This is a genomic window from Mycolicibacterium iranicum (genome assembly GCF_014190915.1).
In the GTDB taxonomy this organism is placed as follows: domain Bacteria; phylum Actinomycetota; class Actinomycetes; order Mycobacteriales; family Mycobacteriaceae; genus Mycobacterium; species Mycobacterium iranicum_B.
In genome coordinates, this window is sequence record NZ_JACHVU010000001.1 from 730,796 (window position 1) to 748,417 (window position 17,622).

Below are 17,622 nucleotides of genomic sequence, written 5' to 3' on the forward strand. Positions count from 1 at the left end.
GCCCGAACCATGGCCCGAACCACGGCCCGAACCGTGACCCGAATGGGTAGCATGACCGTTTGCGCCATCATCTGGGCGCGATGGGGGCTGTCAGGTGCAGGGTGAGTCAGAAGCCGGTTCGGCCGACGAACTCCCCGTGCTCAAAGCCCTGCTCGGCATCTCGGACGCCGTCTCACGGGCCCACTATTTCGACGAGGTGCTGGAGGTCATCGCCGAACAGGCCATGGTCGCCCTCGACGCGGCCTCGCTGTCCCTGTGCCGCTGGGAGCACGACCGCGCCGCGCTGCGCGTCCTGCTGAACGTCGGCGATCTCCAGCCTCCGGTGAAGCGCTGGCCGCAGGACGAGTTCTACCCCGTGGCCGCCGACTCGAACATCAATCGCCTTCTCAGCCAGGGTATTTCGTATACATTCGCGATCCGGGATGCGGACTGTCCACCCGAGACCCGGCGGATCCTGACCTCGGTCGGCAAGGAGTGTGAACTCGCCGTGCCCGTCATGGTCGGCGATTCGATGTGGGGTTCGATCTGGGCGACGGGCAGCAGTGGGCGCCGGTTCACCGAAGGCGATGTGCAACTGCTGCAGGCGATCGCCGCGCACACCGCCATCGCGATCGGCCGCTCCGAACTGTTCAGCACCGTCTGGCGCTATGCGTTCGAGGACCCGCTCACCGGGATCGCCAACCGGCGCGCGATCGACCAGCATCTCGCGGACATCGATTGGGCCACAGAGTATCCCGTTGCCCTTCTCTGCGATCTCGACGGGTTCAAACGGATCAACGACCGCGACGGACACCCCGCGGGTGACCAGCTGCTGCGCGAGATTGCTCGGGTGCTGGAGAGACTGACGCGCGGCATCGAAGGGTCGGTCGCCGCACGCCTCGGCGGAGACGAGTTCTGTGTGCTGCTGCCCGACGCGACGCTGGGCTCGGCGCAGGTCTTCGCCATCGACGCGACCACGTCGATCCGCGACTCCGTGGGCTCGGAGGTGACGGTGTCGTGGGGCGCGGCCGCGTGCGGTCCCGGGACAGCCGGTGGTGACGACCTGCTCGCGGCCGCCGACGCTGCGCTGAGGGAGGCCAAACGCCAGGGGCCCGCACGATTCAGCACCGGGGTGGCGACCTCGGCGGTGCAGGGCGGCATCGACCGCCGCGACGGCGATGTCGGGGGTGCGGGCAGCGCCGAGCGGCTGACAGCGGTGGTGGTGAAGATCCTGGGCGAGCAGCCGGATCTGACGGTCCCGAAGGCGCTGGAGTTCCTGGCCCTTCAGGCCCAGCAGGTGTTCGGCACCGCGGCCTGGGCGTTGTCGCAGTGCATCGACGACCACGGGGCGCTGCGCTCGATCCGCAGTGCCGATTGCGTCTATCGCGAGGAGTCGGGTCTGTCGGTGATGACCGAGCTGGGGCCCGGCACCTACGACCTGGTGGAGTATCCCGCCTCGGCCCGGGCACTGCGGCAGGGCAGCACCTTCGTCGCCGCCATCGGGTTGGAGGGCTCGGATCCCGCCGAGACCGCACTGCTGTCCAAGCTCGGCTATCACGCGGTGCTGGGCGTGGGGGTGCCGGCGGGGGAGCGGTGCTATCTGCTGGAGCTCTACTCCCGCGACGGCCACCAGCATCTCGTCGACATCGCACCGCTGGTGCAGGTGCTCACCGTCTACTGCGCGACACGGCTCAGCGGAAACCGGCCGCCCCACCATCCAGCATGATCGTCTGGGCGGTGACGAACGCCGCCTCGTCGCTGAGCAGGAAGGCGACTGCCGGGCCGATGTCGGTGGTGACGTCGCCCAGCCGCCCCAGCGGAACGGCGCGCACCGTCCGCTCGTAGGTCTTCGGATCCCATTCGCGCCACGTCGCAATGCTCTCGGTCTCGGCGTACGGGCACACCACGTTGACCCGGATGCCGACTCGACCCCATTCCAGCGCAGCGACTTTCGACATACCGCGGATGGCCTCCTTGGCCGCGGCGTACGCGCCGAACTTCTGCAGGCCGATGGTGCCCGAACCCGAGCCGAGGTTGACGATGCTGCCGCCGCCGTTGTCGAGGAAGACCGGATAGACCGCCTGCATCAACGCGAACGTCGCGCGCGGCCCGACGTCGAACACGAGGTCGTAGTCCTCGCGGGTGATGTCCTGCAGCGGTTTGGGTTCGTTGGTCGCGATCGCATTGTTCACCAGCCCGTGCACCGTGCCGAAGGTGTCGCGGGCGGAGGCGACAATGCGGGCTGCGGATTCCGGATCGCGCAGATCGGCCACCAGCGCGGCGATGGGTCGCCCCGACCCGGCCCACAGCTCGACGGTGGTGTTCAGGCCGGCCTCGTCCCGGTCGACGGCGAGCACCGCGGCACCACGCTCGATGAGCGCTGCGACGATTCCCTTGCCCACACCCCGTGCGGCGCCGGTGACGATGACGACGCGCCCGGCCAGCAGCGTCGTCGGAACCTCGTTGGTCATGCCCCACACCGTAGCCGCACGCACGAAAACGGCCGGACCCGTTCGGGTCCGGCCGTTTTCGCGATGCTGCCGTGGTCGTGTGACCGGGTGCTACGGGACGGGGATGGTGGCGCAGCCGATGTTCGGGATACAGCCGGCGACTCCGTCGGGTCCCGCCGAACCGCTGACGCCGCCGGGGTTCGTGCTGCCGCTGGCGCCCTCGGGCCCGGCCGAACCGGACGGGCCGCCCGGGATCGCGCCGGACGCGCCCTCGGGGCCTGCCGCACCGGCCACACCGCCGGGGTTGGTGCTGCCGCTGACGCCGCCGGGTCCGGCTTCGCCGGCCGGACCGCCGGGGACGGCACCCGCAGCGCCGCCGGGGCCTGCCTCACCACCGGGGCCACCGGGGATGGCGCCTGCCGCGCCGCCCGGGCCCGCGGTGCCGATGCCGGCACACGGCGTGCCGTCGGCGTTGAAGCACGGCGGCGGGGCCGGCTGGGCGAAAGTCAGGGGCGCGGTTGCGATTGCAGTCGCCGCGGCGCCCGCGAAGAGCATAGGTCCGAAGATTCCGAGAGCAGATGTCTTGTTTCGCATAACAGCTCTGTTGCCGTCTGACACAAATTCAAAACCCTGTTCCTATGAAGGTTTCCTAAGTGCCTCGTGAGGCATGCTGGCGGTGTGGGGCTGCTCATACGACTGGTCGAGCTGTTGCTCGTGTTGCTGCCGCTCATCGGTGTGGGCTACGCGACGTTCCGGGCCATCGTGTCGGCACGTCGGCCGTCGGTCGAGGACCCGGACGCGGCGGCGCGCAGGGTGATCCGGCGTGCCCTCGACGAGCACGACCGCACGGACGCGCGCTGGCTGGACTACGAACTGGACGTCGCCACGCTGCTGGACCGGCCGTTGATCACCGACATGCGCGATCCGTTGACGCAGCGGTTCCACCGCGCGAAGTTACGCGCCGACTTCCTGCGGCCGGCCGACAGCGCGGATCTGGCCGACGACCGGGACGCGACCCGTGAATACCTGGACGCCGTGCAGGAGTACGTGGCCGCGTTCGACATCGCCGAGGCGGAGGCGATGCGGCGTGGCCGCGCGGACTTCACCGCCGCAGAACAGGAACGGCTCTCCCGGGCGCAGCGCCTGCTGTCCGTGGCGTCGGACCAGGGCGCCACGCCGCAGGAACGCGACAGCGCCTACCGGCTTGCGCAGCGGGAACTGCACGGGCTGATCGTGCTGCCCGAGCGGGCCCGCGCCGCGTTGGAGCGGGGTATCGGCGGCGAACTGAACTAGCGACGCGGCTCAGCTGACCTGGCTCAGGCGTTGCTCAGCGCGGCGTCGGCGACGTCGAGTGCCCGGTCCAGGATCGCCAGGCCTTCGCGGGCCTGCTCGGCTGTGACGATGCACGGCGGCACCACGTGGATGCGGTTGTAGTTGGCGAACGGCAGCATTCCGAGCTTCTTGCATTCGGCGATCACCGAATTCATTGTCGCGCTGGAGCTTCCGTAGGGTGCCAGTGGCTCGCGCGTGGCCTGGTCGGCGACGAGTTCCACCGCCCAGAACACGCCGGCGCCGCGGACCTCGCCGACGCAGGCGTGCTTGGCGGCGATATCGGCCAGCCCGGGGCCGATGACCTCGGCGCCCACGCGGGCGGCGTTCTCGACGATGCCCTCCTCGGCCATCGCGTTGATGGTGGCGACCGCGGCGGCGGTGGCCAGCGGGTGACCGGAGTAGGTGAGGCCGCCGGGGTAGGCGCGGTGGGCGAAGGTCTCGGCGATCGCCGGGCTGATGGCGACACCGCCGAGCGGCACGTAGCCGGAGTTGACACCCTTGGCGAACGTCAGCAGGTCGGGGGTGACGTCGAAGTGGTTGATGGAGAACCATTTACCGCTGCGGCCGAAGCCGGCCATCACCTCGTCGGCGATGAAGATGATGCCGTACTCGTCGCACAGGGCGCGCACCCCGGCGATGTATCCGGGCGGGGGCACCATGATGCCCGCGGTGCCGGGGATCGACTCGAGGATGATCGCCGCGATGGTGGTGGGGCCCTCCATGCGGATCACGTCGTGCAGGTGCTGCAGGGCCCGCTCGGATTCTTCGGCCTCGGTGGTGGCGTGGAACTGCGAGCGGTACAGGAACGGTCCGAAGAAGTGGACGACGCCGGCGTTGCCGTGGTCGTTGGGCCAGCGGCGGGGATCTCCGGTGAGGTTGATCGCGGTCTCGGTCCCGCCGTGGTAGGAGCGGTAGCGCGAGAGCACCTTGTACCGGCCGGTGTGCAGGCGGGCCATCCGCACCGCGTGTTCGACCGCGTCCGCGCCGCCGTTGGTGAAGAAGATCCGGTTCAGCTCGCCCGGGGTGCGCTCGGCGATCAGCCGGGCGGCCTCGGAACGCGCGTCGTTGGCGTGCTGAGGGGCCACGGTGCACAGCTTGGCGGCCTGTTCGGCGATGGCGGCGACGACCTTCGGGTGCTGATGACCGATGTTGGTGTTCACCAGCATCGACGAGAAGTCGAGCAGCTTACGGCCGTCGCCGTCCCAGACGTGGCAGCCCTCGGAGGCGACGATCGTCATGGGGGAGATGTCGGCCTGCGCGGACCACGAGTGGAACACGTGGGCGCGGTCGAGCTCGTAGGTGCGGGCGGCCTCCGCGCGGGCTTCGTCGACGGTGAGCCCGTTGGGCAGCGTGGATTCTTCGAGCGACTGGTTCAACACAGTTAAACGGTAGATCCCCGCGGCCGGAAGCGGAAACTGCGCAGCCGAACGTGCCCCGACGGGTCAGCTCTGCGAGGCGTCCTCCAGCGCGGCGAGGGCGTCTCCGGTGTACACCGCGAGCCGTTGCAGGTGCGGCAGGCGGTCGCGGCAGCCGACGAAGCCGAAGTTGATCGTGTCGGCGTAGCTCTGCAGCGTGATGTTCAACGCCATGCCGTGGATCGGGATCGAGACCGGGTAGGTGGCTTCGAGTCGGGAACCGTTGAAGAACAACGGTTCCCGGGGGCCCGGAACGTTCGACACGCACAGGTTGAACGTGTAGGGCCACGGCGGTTGGACCCCGGTCAGGGCCCCGGCGATCTGCCCGCCCGCCGGCGCGAGCAGCGCCGCGGTGTAGGCGATGATCGCAGCGGGGGTCATCGTCTGCAGCTGTCCCTTGGCAGCGCGCGTCGCCGCCGTGATCGCGTCGAGGCGCTCGACCGGGTCCTCGATGTCGGTGCCCATCGGCGACAGGATCGCGCCCACCGCGTTGCCGCCGCCCTCGTCGCCCTTGGGCCGGACGTTGACGGGCAGGAACGCGACCAGCGACCGGTCGGGGAGTTTGTCGAACTCCATCAGGAACTTGCGCAGGCCGCCGCCGATGACCGCCAGCGCCACATCGTTGATCGTCGCGCCGTGCTGGGAGCTCAGCTTCTTGAGCCGGTCGAACTCGTACTGCTGGGTCGCGAACCGGCGGTTGCGGCTGATCCTGGCGTTGAGGATGCTGTGCGGCGCCGATGCCGAACCTGAGATGTGGACGTTGTCGCCGTCCCGCCTGATCTGCGTATTGACCAGTGCCGCAGTCAGATCCAGTGCCGAAGAGACGCCGCCGGTCACCGCCGAACCCACGCCGCCCAGCGTGCGCAGGGTGGCCGTCAGCGGATTGGACGACTCGGCGGGCTCCCGTCGGGCCCGCGCCGGCGTCGGCACGTTGAAGAACATCCGGGTGTCCCGCGATTCCGGATCCGTCGACAGGCTGCGGCTCAGCATGCGCATCGCGCTGTAGCCGTCGACGAGGGCGTGGTGGATCTTCATGTACAGGGCGAACCGGCCGCCCTCCAGGCCCTCGATGACGTGGAGTTCCCACGGTGGCCGCGTCAGGTCGAGATGGTTGCTGTGCAGCCGCGACACCAGGATGCCGAGCTCCCGTTCGTCGCCGGGGCTGGCCAGCGCCGACCGGCGCACGTGGTAGTCGAAGTCGAAATCCTCGTCGGTGACCCAACTGTGCAGCGGGCTGAACTGCAGACGCGGGTACGCGAGCTTGCGGTTCCACGGCGCCATCACCTCTTGCTGACGCGCGTCGTCGATCATCTGCCGCAGGTAGTCCCGCGGGGCGTCGGCCGGCGGGGTGAACGGGAGCAGCCCGGCGACGTGCATCTTCGAACTCGATGTCTCGCCGTAGATGAAGATCAGATCTTGAAGTCCCAGACGGACACTGTTGGCGCTCACGGATGCACGCTAGCCGTCGCGCCTAGGTTCCACAGAAGGTTTGGAAGGAGGCGCTGAACTCCTTGGCCCCAGGCTCGGCGTACCGCTGCAGGCCCGGCCGCTCGTCGTACGGCGACCGGACAGCGTCCAGCAGGCTCTCCACGGGCACCAGATCGCCGGCGGTCGCCGCGGTCAGCGCTTCCTCGACGAGGTGGTTGCGCGGAATGTAGACCGGGTTGACCCGGTCCATCAGGTCGGCATCGGGCCCCAGCGCGCGCCAGCGTTCCAGCCATCCGTCGAACGCGGCCAGGTCGATGAACTCACCGCGCACCGGTTCGCTCTCACCGCGGGCCGCCGCCGCGAGCCGCCGGAAGAAGGACGTGAAGTCGACCCCGCTCTGGTGCAGTTGGGTCAGCAGATCCTCGATCAGCCCCGCCGTCGTCTCCGCGGGGGCACCGGGAACGCCGAGCTTGGTGCGCATGCCGTCGGTCCATTCGGCGTCGTACCGCGCGGCGAACCCGCCCAGCACGCCTTCGGCCTTCTCGATCGCCGAGGCCGAATCCTCGTCGATCAGCGGCAGCAGCGTCTCGGCGAAGCGGGCCAGGTTCCACAGCGCGATCGAGGGCTGGTTGCCGTAGGCGTACCGCCCCCACGCGTCGATCGAGGAGAACACCGTCTTCGGGTCGAACGGCTCCATGAACGCGCACGGTCCGTAGTCGATGGTCTCGCCGGAGATCGTCATGTTGTCGGTGTTCATCACGCCGTGGATGAAGCCGACCAGCATCCAGCGCGCGATCAGCTGCGCCTGCACGTCGCTGACCGCCCCGAGCAGCGCGAGGTAGCGGTGCTCGGCCTCTGCCGCGGCGGGGTGATGCCGGGCGATGGCGTGATCGGCCACCCGCCGCAGCACGTCGACGTTGCCGGTCGAGGCCGCGTACTGGAACGTCCCGACCCGCAGATGACTGGACGCCACCCGCGCCAGCACCGCGCCGGGCAGCGGCATCTCGCGGTACACCGGGCGTCCGGTGGCGACGACGGCCAGTGCCCGCGTCGTCGGGATGCCCAGGGCGTGCATCGCCTCGCTGATCACGTACTCGCGCATCATCGGTCCGACCGCGGCCAGCCCGTCGCCGCCGCGGGCGAACGGGGTGCGCCCCGAGCCCTTGAGGTGCAGGTCGCGCAGGCGCCCGTCGGGCGTTTCGAGCTCGCCCATCAGCAGCGCACGCCCGTCGCCGAGCCGCGGTTGGAAGCCGCCGAACTGGTGACCCGCGTACGCCTGCGCCACGGGGGTCGCCTCGGACGGGACGACCGTGCCGGTCAGCACACCCAGACCGTCGGGCGAGCGCAGCCACTCGGCATCGAGGCCGAGTTCGGCGGCCAGCGGTTCGTTGAGGGCCAGTAGGTGCGGCTCGGGCGCCTCGTCCGCCTTCCACCGCACCGCCAGCTCGGGGAGCTCGCCGACGAATCGGCTCTGCAGTGCGAGATTCACCCCACCCAGCCTACGGAGACGGCGGGATGACGGCGATCGCGTCGACTCCGGGCTTGAGGGTGAAGCGCCGCGTGCCCTCCTCGAACACCAGCGTGCCCGACAGCTCGCCGGGCGCATCGGCACGCGCAAGGAGCAGCGCGCGCTGGCCGGGGGCGACTTCGGCGGTCTGCAACGCCGAGGTGGGCGGGGCCGCCTGCGCGATCTGCTGGTCGGCGACCTCCCACACCACCGGCGGGTAGGTCTGCGGCTGTCCGCACACCCAGGTCGTCAGGCTCAGCGTCGGTGCTCCGCTGGCCGGCCACCACAGCTTGGTCACCCGGGACCCGGCGGCGGCGTCCGCGCCCGCCACATCGAACGTCTGCTGGGTGCCGGCGGCGTCGGAGGTCACGACCGCCGCGGAGCCGCAGTCGCTGCCGGTGGCGCGGTACAGCGCGTAGGCCAGCGAGGCGCCGTCGGGGCTGAGGCGGGCCACCGCCACCGGGCTGTTGGCGTCGGCCTGCCCGAGCGGTGACGGCGGCCCCGGCCCGCGCACGGCGTAGAGGGTTTCCGGGCCGCCGAACGGCGACGGCGGTGCCTCGACCCTGGCCAGCACCGCGGTCCCGCCGCGGGCGACCAGCAGCCGCGGGTCACCCGGACGCACCCCCGCGACGGCGGGCAGGTCGACGGTCTGCGCCAGCTCGGGTCGGGAATTCGGGTCGGCGAGGTCCAGCCTCATCAGCCGGTTCGGCTGTTCCCACCACAGGATCGTGCTCCCACCCGCCGTGCCCAGCGACGGGCCCACGGGAATCGCGCGGGTCGTCCCCTCACCGCTGGCGACTTCGAGCGTGGCCAGTTGCCCGTCGACGGTGCGGGCGAACACGAACCTGCCGTCCTCGGTGGTGAGCAGATCGTTGGACGGCGGGAACGCGCCCTGGGCGGTGGCGACGACCGTGGTGCCCTCGACGAGGCCGATCTCGTCGGCCGCGCGGTAGGCGAGCAGCGGCACCGAGGTGTCGGGTCTGGCCGCCGTGGTCGTCGGGTCGAACGGCGAGCGCGACGTCGCAGTGGTGCCGGCGGGCGTGCCGGACGGCGCCGTGGAGTCCACGCCGGTGCAGGCGGCCAGCAGGCAGGTGATCAGGGCCAGCGCTGCGAGGAGGATCGGAGGTGTCTTCGGTCTCTGTGTATCGGGCAGCATCTTCATAGGTCTCTTCCCATGAAAGCTCACTCCGGCGGGCCCCGGCGCCTTAGGTATGGTGATTTTTCCCGACTCATGGGGGAACGCGAGGCCACGACGACGAGGTCGGCAGGCCGCCGGGGGACATTCGTCATCAGATGTGGAGCAATGCTGTGAGCTTGAACACGATCGCCTTGGAGCTCGTGCCGCCGAACGTGGACGGCGGGCAGGAACGGGCTCTCGAAGAGGCTGAGAAGGTGCTGCGCTGCTCTGCGGAGGCCGGCCTGGCCGGACGGGTCCGCCACGTCATGATCCCGGGCATGATCGAGGAGGACGGCGACCGTCCCATCGAGATGAAACCCAAGCTCGACGTCCTCGACTTCTGGACGATGATCAAGCCGGAGCTCCCCGGCATCAAGGGCCTGTGCACCCAGGTCACCGCATTCATGGACGAACCCACGCTGCACGGCCGGCTCGCCCGGCTCGGGGACAGCGGGTTCGAGGGCATCGCCTTCGTCGGTGTGCCCCGAACGCTCAGCGACGGCGAGGGTGGCGGCGTGGCGCCCACCGACGCGCTGTCGATCTTCGACGGGGTCGTCGAGAACCGGGGCGTCATCCTGATCCCGACGCGCGAGGGCGAGCACGGCCGCTTCAACTTCAAGTGCGACCGCGGCGCCACCTACGGCATGACCCAGCTGCTCTACTCCGACGCGATCGTGGGCTTCCTGAAGGAGTTCGCGCAGTCCACCGATCATCGCCCCGAGATCCTGCTGTCGTTCGGGTTCGTCCCGAAGGTGGAGAGCCGGGTCGGGCTCATCAACTGGCTGATCCAGGACCCCGGCAACGAGGCCGTCGCGCAGGAGCAGGAGTTCGTCAGGACGCTCGCCGACACCGATCCGGCCGGCCGGCGCCAACTGATGGTGGACCTCTACAAGCGGGTCATCGACGGGGTCGGCGACCTCGGCTTCCCGCTGAGCGTGCACTTCGAGGCGACGTACGGCGTCAACACCGCAGCCTTCGAGACGCTGGCCGAGATGCTGGCCTACTGGTCGCCCGACACCCCCTGACACCCCGGGGGCGCCCCGCCGCCGCGACGCCTATCGTGGCCGGATGCCCGAATCGTCCCCGACCGACGTCCGTGCCCTGCGCGCACGCCTGGACGGTCTGACGATCAACGACGCCGCCCGGCTCGGGCGGCGTCTGCGCCAACTGCGCAACCCCACCGCGCCACAGCTCGACCGCCTCGCCGAACGGTTCGCCGCCGCGGAGGCGCTCGTCGCGACCCGGCTCGCCGCCGTCCCCGAGATCACCTACCCCGACCTGCCGGTCACCGAGCGCCGCGAGGACATCGCGGCGGCCATCGCGGCCAACCAGGTCGTCATCGTGGCCGGCGAGACCGGGTCGGGCAAGACCACGCAGCTGCCGAAGATCTGTCTGGAGATGGGCAGGGGTATCCGCGGCACCATCGGCCACACGCAGCCGCGTCGGCTCGCCGCGCGCACGGTCGGCGCCCGCATCGCCGAGGAGCTGGGCACTCCTCTCGGTGAGGCGGTGGGCTACACCGTGCGGTTCACCGACCAGGCCGGCGACCGCACCCTGGTGAAGTTGATGACCGACGGCATCCTGCTCGCCGAGGTGCAGCGCGACCGGCGGCTGCTGCGCTACGACACCCTGATCATCGACGAGGCCCACGAGCGCAGCCTCAACATCGACTTCCTCCTGGGATACCTGCGCCAGTTGCTGCCGCGCCGGCCCGATCTGAAGGTGATCGTCACCTCGGCGACGATCGAGCCGGAGCGCTTCGCGCAGTTCTTCGGCGACGCACCCATCGTGGAGGTCTCGGGACGGACCTACCCCGTCGAGATCCGTTACCGGCCACTGGAGGTGGTGGTGCCGGGCGGGGACGACGAGGACCCCGACGACCCCGACCACGAGGTGGTGCGCACCGAGCTGCGCGATCCGACCGAGGCGATCATCGACGCCGTCGCCGAACTCGAGGCCGAACCGCGCGGTGACGTGCTGGTGTTCCTGTCGGGTGAGCGCGAGATCCGTGACACCGCCGAGGCGTTGAGGGCGGTGACGGACCCGGACCACACCGAGGTGCTGCCCCTGTATGCGCGCCTCCCGACGGCCGAGCAGCAGAAGGTGTTCTCGCCGGGCCGCACCGCCCGCCGAATCGTGTTGGCCACCAACGTCGCCGAGACATCGCTGACGGTGCCGGGCATCCGGTACGTCGTGGACCCCGGTACCGCGCGCATCTCCCGGTACAGCCGCAGGACCAAGGTGCAGCGGCTGCCGATCGAGCCGATCTCGCAGGCGTCGGCCGCCCAGCGCGCGGGCCGCTCGGGCCGCACCGCCCCCGGCGTCTGCATCCGGTTGTACTCCGAGCAGGACTTCGAATCCCGCCCGCGCTACACCGATCCCGAGATCCTGCGGACCAACCTCGCCGCGGTGATCCTGCAGATGGCCGCGCTCGGATTCGGCGACATCGAGGCCTTCGGCTTCCTCGATCCGCCCGATGCGCGCAGCATCCGCGACGGCGTGGCCCTGCTGCAGGAACTCGGCGCGTTCGACCGGGAAGGCGCCCTCACCGACGTCGGACGCAGGCTCGCCCAGATCCCGGTCGATCCTCGGCTGGGTCGGATGATCCTGCAGGCCGACACCGAGGGCTGCGTGCGCGAGATGCTGGTGCTCGCCGCGGCTCTGTCGATCCCGGACCCGCGGGAACGGCCCACCGACCGCGAGGACGCGGCACGGCAGAAGCATGCCCGCTTCGCCGACCAGCATTCGGACTTCACCTCCTTCCTGAACCTCTGGCAGTACCTGCGGGAGCAGCGAAAGGAACGCTCCGGCAGCTCTTTTCGGCGGATGTGCCGCGACGAGTTCCTGCATTACCTGCGGATCCGCGAATGGCAGGACCTGGTCGGGCAGCTGCGCGGCATCTGCCGTGACCTCGGTATCCAGGAAGGCCCCGAGCAGAACGAGCCCGCCGACGCCGCGGCGGTGCACTCGGCGCTGACAGCCGGGCTGCTGTCACACGTCGGGATGCGCGACACCGACGGCCGCACCTATGAGGGCGCCCGCAACGCGAAGTTCGTGCTGGCGCCGGGCTCGGTTCTGAGCCGGCGGCCGCCGCGCTGGGTCGTGGTCGCCGACCTCGTCGAGACGAGCCGCCTGTTCGGCAGGACCGCGGCGCGGATCGACCCCGAGGCGGTGGAGCGGGTGGCCGGCCACCTGCTGCAGCGCACCTACAGCGAGCCCCACTGGGACGCCGAGCGCGGCGCGGTGATGGCCTATGAACGGGTGACGCTCTACGGCCTGCCCCTGGTGGCCCGTCGTCGCATCGGTTACGCCCAGGTCGACCCCGAGGTGTCGCGGGACCTGTTCCTGCGGCACGCCCTGGTCGAGGGCGACTGGCGCACCAAACACCACTTCTTCCGCGACAACGCCCGGCTGCGTGAGGAACTCGCCGGCCTGGAGGACCGCGCCCGACGCCGGGACCTGCTCGTCGGCGACGACGAGATCTTCGCGTTCTACGACGCCCGCGTGCCGGCCGACGTGGTGTCGTCGCGGCACTTCGACGGCTGGTGGCGCAAGGAGCGGCACCGCAACCCCGACCTGCTCACCATGACGCGGGACGACCTGCTGCGGGCCGATGCCGGCGCCGACCAGCCCGATGCCTGGCAGGCCGGTGACCTCACGCTCCCGTTGAGCTACCGCTTCGATCCGAGCGCACCCGACGACGGCGTCACCGTCCACGTCCCGGTCGACGTCCTGGCCCGACTCGGCGGCGACGACTTCGCCTGGCAGGTGCCCGCGCTGCGGGAGGAACTGCTGACCGCGCTGATCCGCTCGCTGCCGAAAGACCTGCGCCGCAACTTCGTTCCCGCTCCCGACACGGCCAGGGCGCTGCTCGACTCGATCACCCCCGACAGCGGACCTCTCTTGGATGCCGTGCAGCGCGAATTGCGCCGCCGTACCGGAGTTCTGGTGCCGATCGATGCGTTCGACCTCGACAAGCTTCCCCCGCACCTGCGCGTCACCTTCGCCGTCGAGAGCGCCGACGGCACCGTGGTCTCGCGCGGCAAGAACCTCGACGACCTGCAGCGTCAGCTGGCCGCCCCGACGCGCCGCGCTGTGGCCGACACCGTCGCCGGTGACCTCGAACGCACCGGGCTGCGCAGCTGGCCCGACGATCTCGACGAGCTCCCCCGGGTGGTGGAACGCGCCGGCGCCTCGGGGCACACGGTGCGCGGATACCCGGCCCTGGTCGCGGCGGGCCCCACCGTCGACATCAGGGTCTTCGCGACGAAGGCCGAGCAGGACGCGATGATGGCCGCTGGCTGCCAGCGGCTGCTGCTGCTCGCCGCCCCGTCGATCGCCAAGAACGTCGAGCGCGGCCTCGACACCCGCACGCGGCTGGTGCTCGGCAGCAACCCCGACGGGTCCCTGGCGGCGCTGATCGACGACTGCGCCGCCGCGGCCGTGCAGATCCTGTCGCCGTCGCCGGTGTGGACGAAGGCCGACTTCGCCGCGGCCCGCCAGCGGGTCGGCGGCGCGCTGGCGCAGACCACCGCCGACATCCTGCGTCGCGTCGAGAAGGTGCTCGCCGCACTGCACGACGTCGAGCTCGCATTGCCCGCGAAACCGACGGCGGCGCAAGCCGATGCGGTCGCCGACATCCGCGCCCAGCTCGCCCGGCTCGTCGGGCCCGGTTTCGTCGCCGCGACGGGGGCCGCCCGGCTCGGCGATCTCGCCCGGTATCTGACCGCGATCAGCCGTCGCCTTGAGCGCCTGCCTCACGGCCTCGGCGCCGACCGCGAGCGGATGGACCGCGTCGCCGCCGTCCAGGACGCTTACGACCATGTGCGCGCGGCACTCTCGCCCGCCCGCGCCGCCGCGCCCGAGGTGATCGAGATCGGCCGGATGATCGAGGAATTGAGGGTGAGTCTCTGGGCGCAGCAGCTCGGCACGCCCCGACCGGTCAGCGAGCAGCGGATCTACCGCGCCCTCGACGCGATCCAGGGGTGATCACGCTCAGCGTTGCCGGGTCGGCCGGATGACGATCTCGTTCACGTCCACGTCGGCGTCGGTGCCCACCGCGTAGGCGACCGCACCGGCGATCGCGTCAGGACCGATCGCGTTGCGCCGGTAGTCGGCCATCGCCCCCCGGGCGATCGGATCGCTGATGCTCTCGGCCAGTTCGCTTTCCACCACCCCGGGTGAGATCGTCGTGACCCGCAGCCACGGTGGGGATTCCAGACGCAGACCTTCGGTGATGGCCCACGCGGCGTGCTTGGTGCCGCAGTAGACCGCCGCGGTCGGGACCACCTCGTGGGCGCCGACCGAGGCGACGGTCACGACATGGCCGCGCTCCTGCCGCGTGAAATGCGGCAGGACCGCGTGGATTCCGTGCAGAAGTCCCCGGACGTTCACGTCGATCATCCGGTCCCACTCGTCGACCAGACCCGCGTCGAGCCGCGACAGCGGCATCACCCCGGCATTGGCCACGAGCACGTCGAGCGCACCGTGCTCGGCGACGATCCCGTCCACCGCCGCCTGCACCGCGGCCCGGTCGGTGACGTCGAGCTCGCACGGGATCAGCGTCCCGGCCGCCTCGGCCGCCAACTCCTGCAATCGGTCGGTCCGCCGGGCCGCCGCGATCACGGTGAACCCGTCGGCCGCCAGCCGCCGGGCCACGGCCCGGCCGATTCCACTGCTTGCCCCGGTGACCAGGGCGATGTCGGTGTTGTTCATGCCACCACTGTGCGTCATCGGCGCCCGCCGGACGAGGACGCAGTGTTCCTGGGAGCGCCACACCCAGGAACAGCCGCGCGGCGCTCGCTACCATCGGACGGCGTGACGGGCAGCGAGCTGGGGGAGTACCTGCGGGCCCGGCGCGCGCAGGTCACGCCCGCCGACGTCGACCTCCCGACCACGGGACAGCGACGCGTCGCGGGTCTGCGGCGCGAGGAGGTGGCTCTGCTGGCGGGGCTGAGCGTCGACTACTACACCCGGCTGGAGCAGGGCCGCGAGCGCCGCCCGTCACCCCAGGTGGTCGACGCGCTCGCCGCGGCGCTGCGGCTGCCCGAGGACGCCCGCCACCACCTCTTCCGCCTCGCCGCACTGAGCCCCCGGGACCACGGCACGTCCGACGCGCGCGTCGATCCCGCACTGCTGCAGCTGATGAGCATGTGGCCCCACAACCCCGCCATCGTCTACAACCGCGCCTACGACGTGCTGGCCTCCAACCAGATCGCCGACGCGCTGTTCTCGCAGTGGGCACATTCGACGAACCTGATGCATGTCGTGTTCACCGAACCGGGGGCGCGCACCTTCTACGCCGACTGGGCCGCGGTGGCCGCCGATGCCGTCGCCGGGTTCCGCCACGGTCACGGCCAGGCGCCCAACGATCCCAGGATCCGCACGGTCCTGACCGAACTCCTGCAGGACAGCCCCGAGTTCGCCGAGCTGTGGACGCGGCACGACGCCCGCCGGAAGTCGGTGCAGCGCAAGCACTTCCGGCACCCCGACGTCGGTCCGCTGACCCTGGCGATGCAGACCTTCGACGTCCGGTCCACCCCGGGGCAGGAACTGGTGGTCTACCACGCCGAGGCCGGCACCACGAGCGCCGAGGCACTGGCGCTGCTCGGATCGCTGGCCGTCAGCGCAGCGCAGCCACCCGGGCCACGCTGAGCGCGGCGGTCAGCTGCAGCAGGTCGGCGGGCCGCGAAAACTGCAGTCCGGTCAGCTCTTCGAGCCTGCGAACGCGTTGCGCCACGGTGTTCGGGTGTAGGTGCAGGGCGCTCGCGGCGGCCCGGCGATCGAGGCCGTGGTCGAGGAGCACCCGCGCCGTGTGCACCAGCTCGGTGGAACGCGCGCGGTCGTAGTCGACGGCCCGGCCGAGCACCGAGGTGGCGAACGCACTGAGCAACCGGGGATCGTCGAGCTGCAGGAGCAGATGGTCGATCGTGAACTCGTTCAGATCGATCACCCGCCGGCCCCCGGCGTCACCGGCCAGGTCGAGCGCACCGCGGACCGTCCGAAAAGATCCGGGGAGCTCCCGGGCTTCGGCCCGCCGGCCCGCCGCCGCCACCGGTTCGCCGGATGTGGTCGCCGGGCTGATGCTTTCGAGCAGGCGAGCCGCGGCGTCGACCGGGCTGCCTGCGCCGTCGGGCCACACCAGCACCAGATCGCCCCGGTACAGCGCGGCGAGCGGTCGCGGTGTCACACCGGCGACGAACCGGTCGGCGGCCGCCAGCGTGCGCTCGGCGGCAGGCCGCACCGCGATCAGCGAATGGCTGCCGGACAGGTCCCAGCCGAGGCGGCGTGCCCGGTCCAGCAGCGCCGGCATCCCTGCGTCGTCGGAGCTCAGCAGATCGGCGACCAGCGAACCGCGGATCCGCTGCTCGACCTCGGCGGCGGTGCGCGCCCGCAGCAGTTCCAGCGCGGTGACGACCGTCGCGTGCTCGACGGCGCGGACGTCGAGCCGCGACAGCTCGGCGTCGGTGGCGGCGACGTGGATCCGGGCCACCTCGACACCGTCCAGCGTCACCGCCGCGGCGGCGGGGTCTTCGACGTCCGATGTCGGCCAGCGCGTCTCGGCCAGGGTCTCGCCGTAGACGTCCTGGATCCGCACGCCGCGGTCGAGCAGTTCCGACAGCGCCTCGGCCACACCCGCAACACCCTCGCCGCGCAGCGCCGTGGCGGTCAGCAGGGTGTGCACCTCCTCGGCGCGGCGCAGCTCGTGGATGGTGGCCTGCTCCTGGGCGCGGAGCTGGGCGGTGTTCAGCGCGACGGCGACCTGGGTGGCCAGCGTGGTCACGAGTCCGATCTCGGCGCGGTCGAACCGGTGCGGCGCGGTGCGGTACCCGTTGAGCGCACCGACGACGTCGCCGCCCCGGCGCAGCGGCGCCGAGATCAGCGCGCGGTAACCCTGCTCCTGGGCGACCCCGCTCCAGGTGAAGTCCGGCACCAGCTCGATGTCCTCCAGCGTGACGACGTCCCCGGTGCGGAACGCCAGGCTCGTCGGGGCCTCGCGCTCTCCTCGCTCGTCGAGCAGGATCGGACGATTCGCGTTGACCTGTGCGATGTAGTCGGCGGACAGTCCGTACGAACCCTCGATCGTCAGCGCCCGGCCGTCGCCGGCGGGAAGGAACACCGCACAGAAGTCGTATCCGAGCAGCGTGCACGCCGTGCGGGCCACCCGGTTCAGCAGGTCGGTCACGGGTTCGTCCCCGCCGACGGCCTCGCCGATCTCGGCCAGCGCGCCGAGCCAGCCCTCCAGAGGCGGGAGTGTGCTCGAAGACATAACCGACAGCATAAGTATGTGTGTGCAGACATTGCCTCGGCGGTGGGTCGACGCGCATCGTGAAA

13 protein-coding genes are annotated in these 17,622 nt (G+C 70.9%); 5 read left to right on the forward strand and 8 right to left on the reverse strand.

Translation table 11 applies throughout. From position 1 onward, the window contains the following. Positions 1–94 precede the first annotated feature (94 nt). Positions 95–1,705, forward strand: a complete 1,611-nt coding sequence (locus tag FHR72_RS03385) for a GGDEF domain-containing protein (RefSeq protein ID WP_183466465.1) — start codon at positions 95–97, stop codon at positions 1,703–1,705. Here the strand turns inward: FHR72_RS03385 and FHR72_RS03390 are convergent. Both FHR72_RS03390 and FHR72_RS03395 read right to left on the reverse strand, forming a co-directional pair. Beyond that, positions 1,671–2,450, reverse strand: coding sequence for an SDR family NAD(P)-dependent oxidoreductase (locus FHR72_RS03390; protein WP_183466466.1), 780 nt, complete (start codon positions 2,448–2,450; stop codon positions 1,671–1,673). The genes FHR72_RS03385 and FHR72_RS03390 overlap by 35 nt on opposite strands. A gap of 90 nt (positions 2,451–2,540) precedes the next feature. Then, on the reverse strand, positions 2,541–2,984 hold the full coding sequence (locus FHR72_RS03395; protein ID WP_183466467.1) for a hypothetical protein: 444 nt from the start codon (positions 2,982–2,984) through the stop codon (positions 2,541–2,543). Between the two features lie 180 nt (positions 2,985–3,164). Between FHR72_RS03395 and FHR72_RS03400 the strand changes: the two genes are divergently transcribed. Then, positions 3,165–3,722: a hypothetical protein gene (locus FHR72_RS03400; protein WP_396888389.1), complete on the forward strand. Its 558-nt coding sequence runs from the start codon at positions 3,165–3,167 to the stop codon at positions 3,720–3,722. A gap of 23 nt (positions 3,723–3,745) precedes the next feature. Here FHR72_RS03400 and FHR72_RS03405 read toward each other — a convergent pair whose 3' ends face one another. The 4 genes from FHR72_RS03405 to FHR72_RS03420 form a co-directional block, all read right to left on the reverse strand. Then, complete coding sequence (locus tag FHR72_RS03405) at positions 3,746–5,140, reverse strand: aspartate aminotransferase family protein (protein ID WP_183466469.1); 1,395 nt, start codon at positions 5,138–5,140, stop codon at positions 3,746–3,748. Between the two features lie 63 nt (positions 5,141–5,203). Beyond that, complete coding sequence (locus FHR72_RS03410) at positions 5,204–6,625, reverse strand: WS/DGAT/MGAT family O-acyltransferase (RefSeq protein WP_183466470.1); 1,422 nt, start codon at positions 6,623–6,625, stop codon at positions 5,204–5,206. Positions 6,626–6,647: 22 nt separating this feature from the next. Continuing rightward, a complete protein-coding gene (locus FHR72_RS03415; protein ID WP_183466600.1) occupies positions 6,648–8,210 on the reverse strand; it encodes a protein adenylyltransferase SelO in 1,563 nt (520 codons plus the stop codon). Beyond that, complete coding sequence (locus FHR72_RS03420; RefSeq protein WP_183466471.1) at positions 8,104–9,273, reverse strand: hypothetical protein; 1,170 nt, start codon at positions 9,271–9,273, stop codon at positions 8,104–8,106. Before FHR72_RS03420 ends, FHR72_RS03415 begins: the two co-directional genes overlap by 107 nt. Before the next feature lie 146 nt (positions 9,274–9,419). Between FHR72_RS03420 and FHR72_RS03425 the strand changes: the two genes are divergently transcribed. Continuing rightward, complete coding sequence (locus tag FHR72_RS03425) at positions 9,420–10,313, forward strand: mycobacterial-type methylenetetrahydrofolate reductase (RefSeq protein WP_183466472.1); 894 nt, start codon at positions 9,420–9,422, stop codon at positions 10,311–10,313. A gap of 43 nt (positions 10,314–10,356) precedes the next feature. Next, a complete protein-coding gene (hrpA, locus tag FHR72_RS03430; protein WP_183466473.1) occupies positions 10,357–14,277 on the forward strand; it encodes an ATP-dependent RNA helicase HrpA in 3,921 nt (1,306 codons plus the stop codon). Positions 14,278–14,283: 6 nt separating this feature from the next. Here the strand turns inward: hrpA and FHR72_RS03435 are convergent, their stop codons facing one another. Beyond that, positions 14,284–15,003: an SDR family oxidoreductase gene (locus FHR72_RS03435; RefSeq protein ID WP_183466474.1), complete on the reverse strand. Its 720-nt coding sequence runs from the start codon at positions 15,001–15,003 to the stop codon at positions 14,284–14,286. Positions 15,004–15,105: 102 nt separating this feature from the next. Here FHR72_RS03435 and FHR72_RS03440 point away from each other — a divergent pair, with 102 nt between their 5' ends. After that, on the forward strand, positions 15,106–15,942 hold the full coding sequence (locus FHR72_RS03440; protein ID WP_183466475.1) for a helix-turn-helix transcriptional regulator: 837 nt from the start codon (positions 15,106–15,108) through the stop codon (positions 15,940–15,942). Here FHR72_RS03440 and FHR72_RS03445 read toward each other — a convergent pair. Beyond that, a complete protein-coding gene (locus FHR72_RS03445; protein WP_183466476.1) occupies positions 15,911–17,557 on the reverse strand; it encodes a helix-turn-helix domain-containing protein in 1,647 nt (548 codons plus the stop codon). The genes FHR72_RS03440 and FHR72_RS03445 overlap by 32 nt on opposite strands. Between the last annotated feature and the right edge of the window lie 65 nt (positions 17,558–17,622).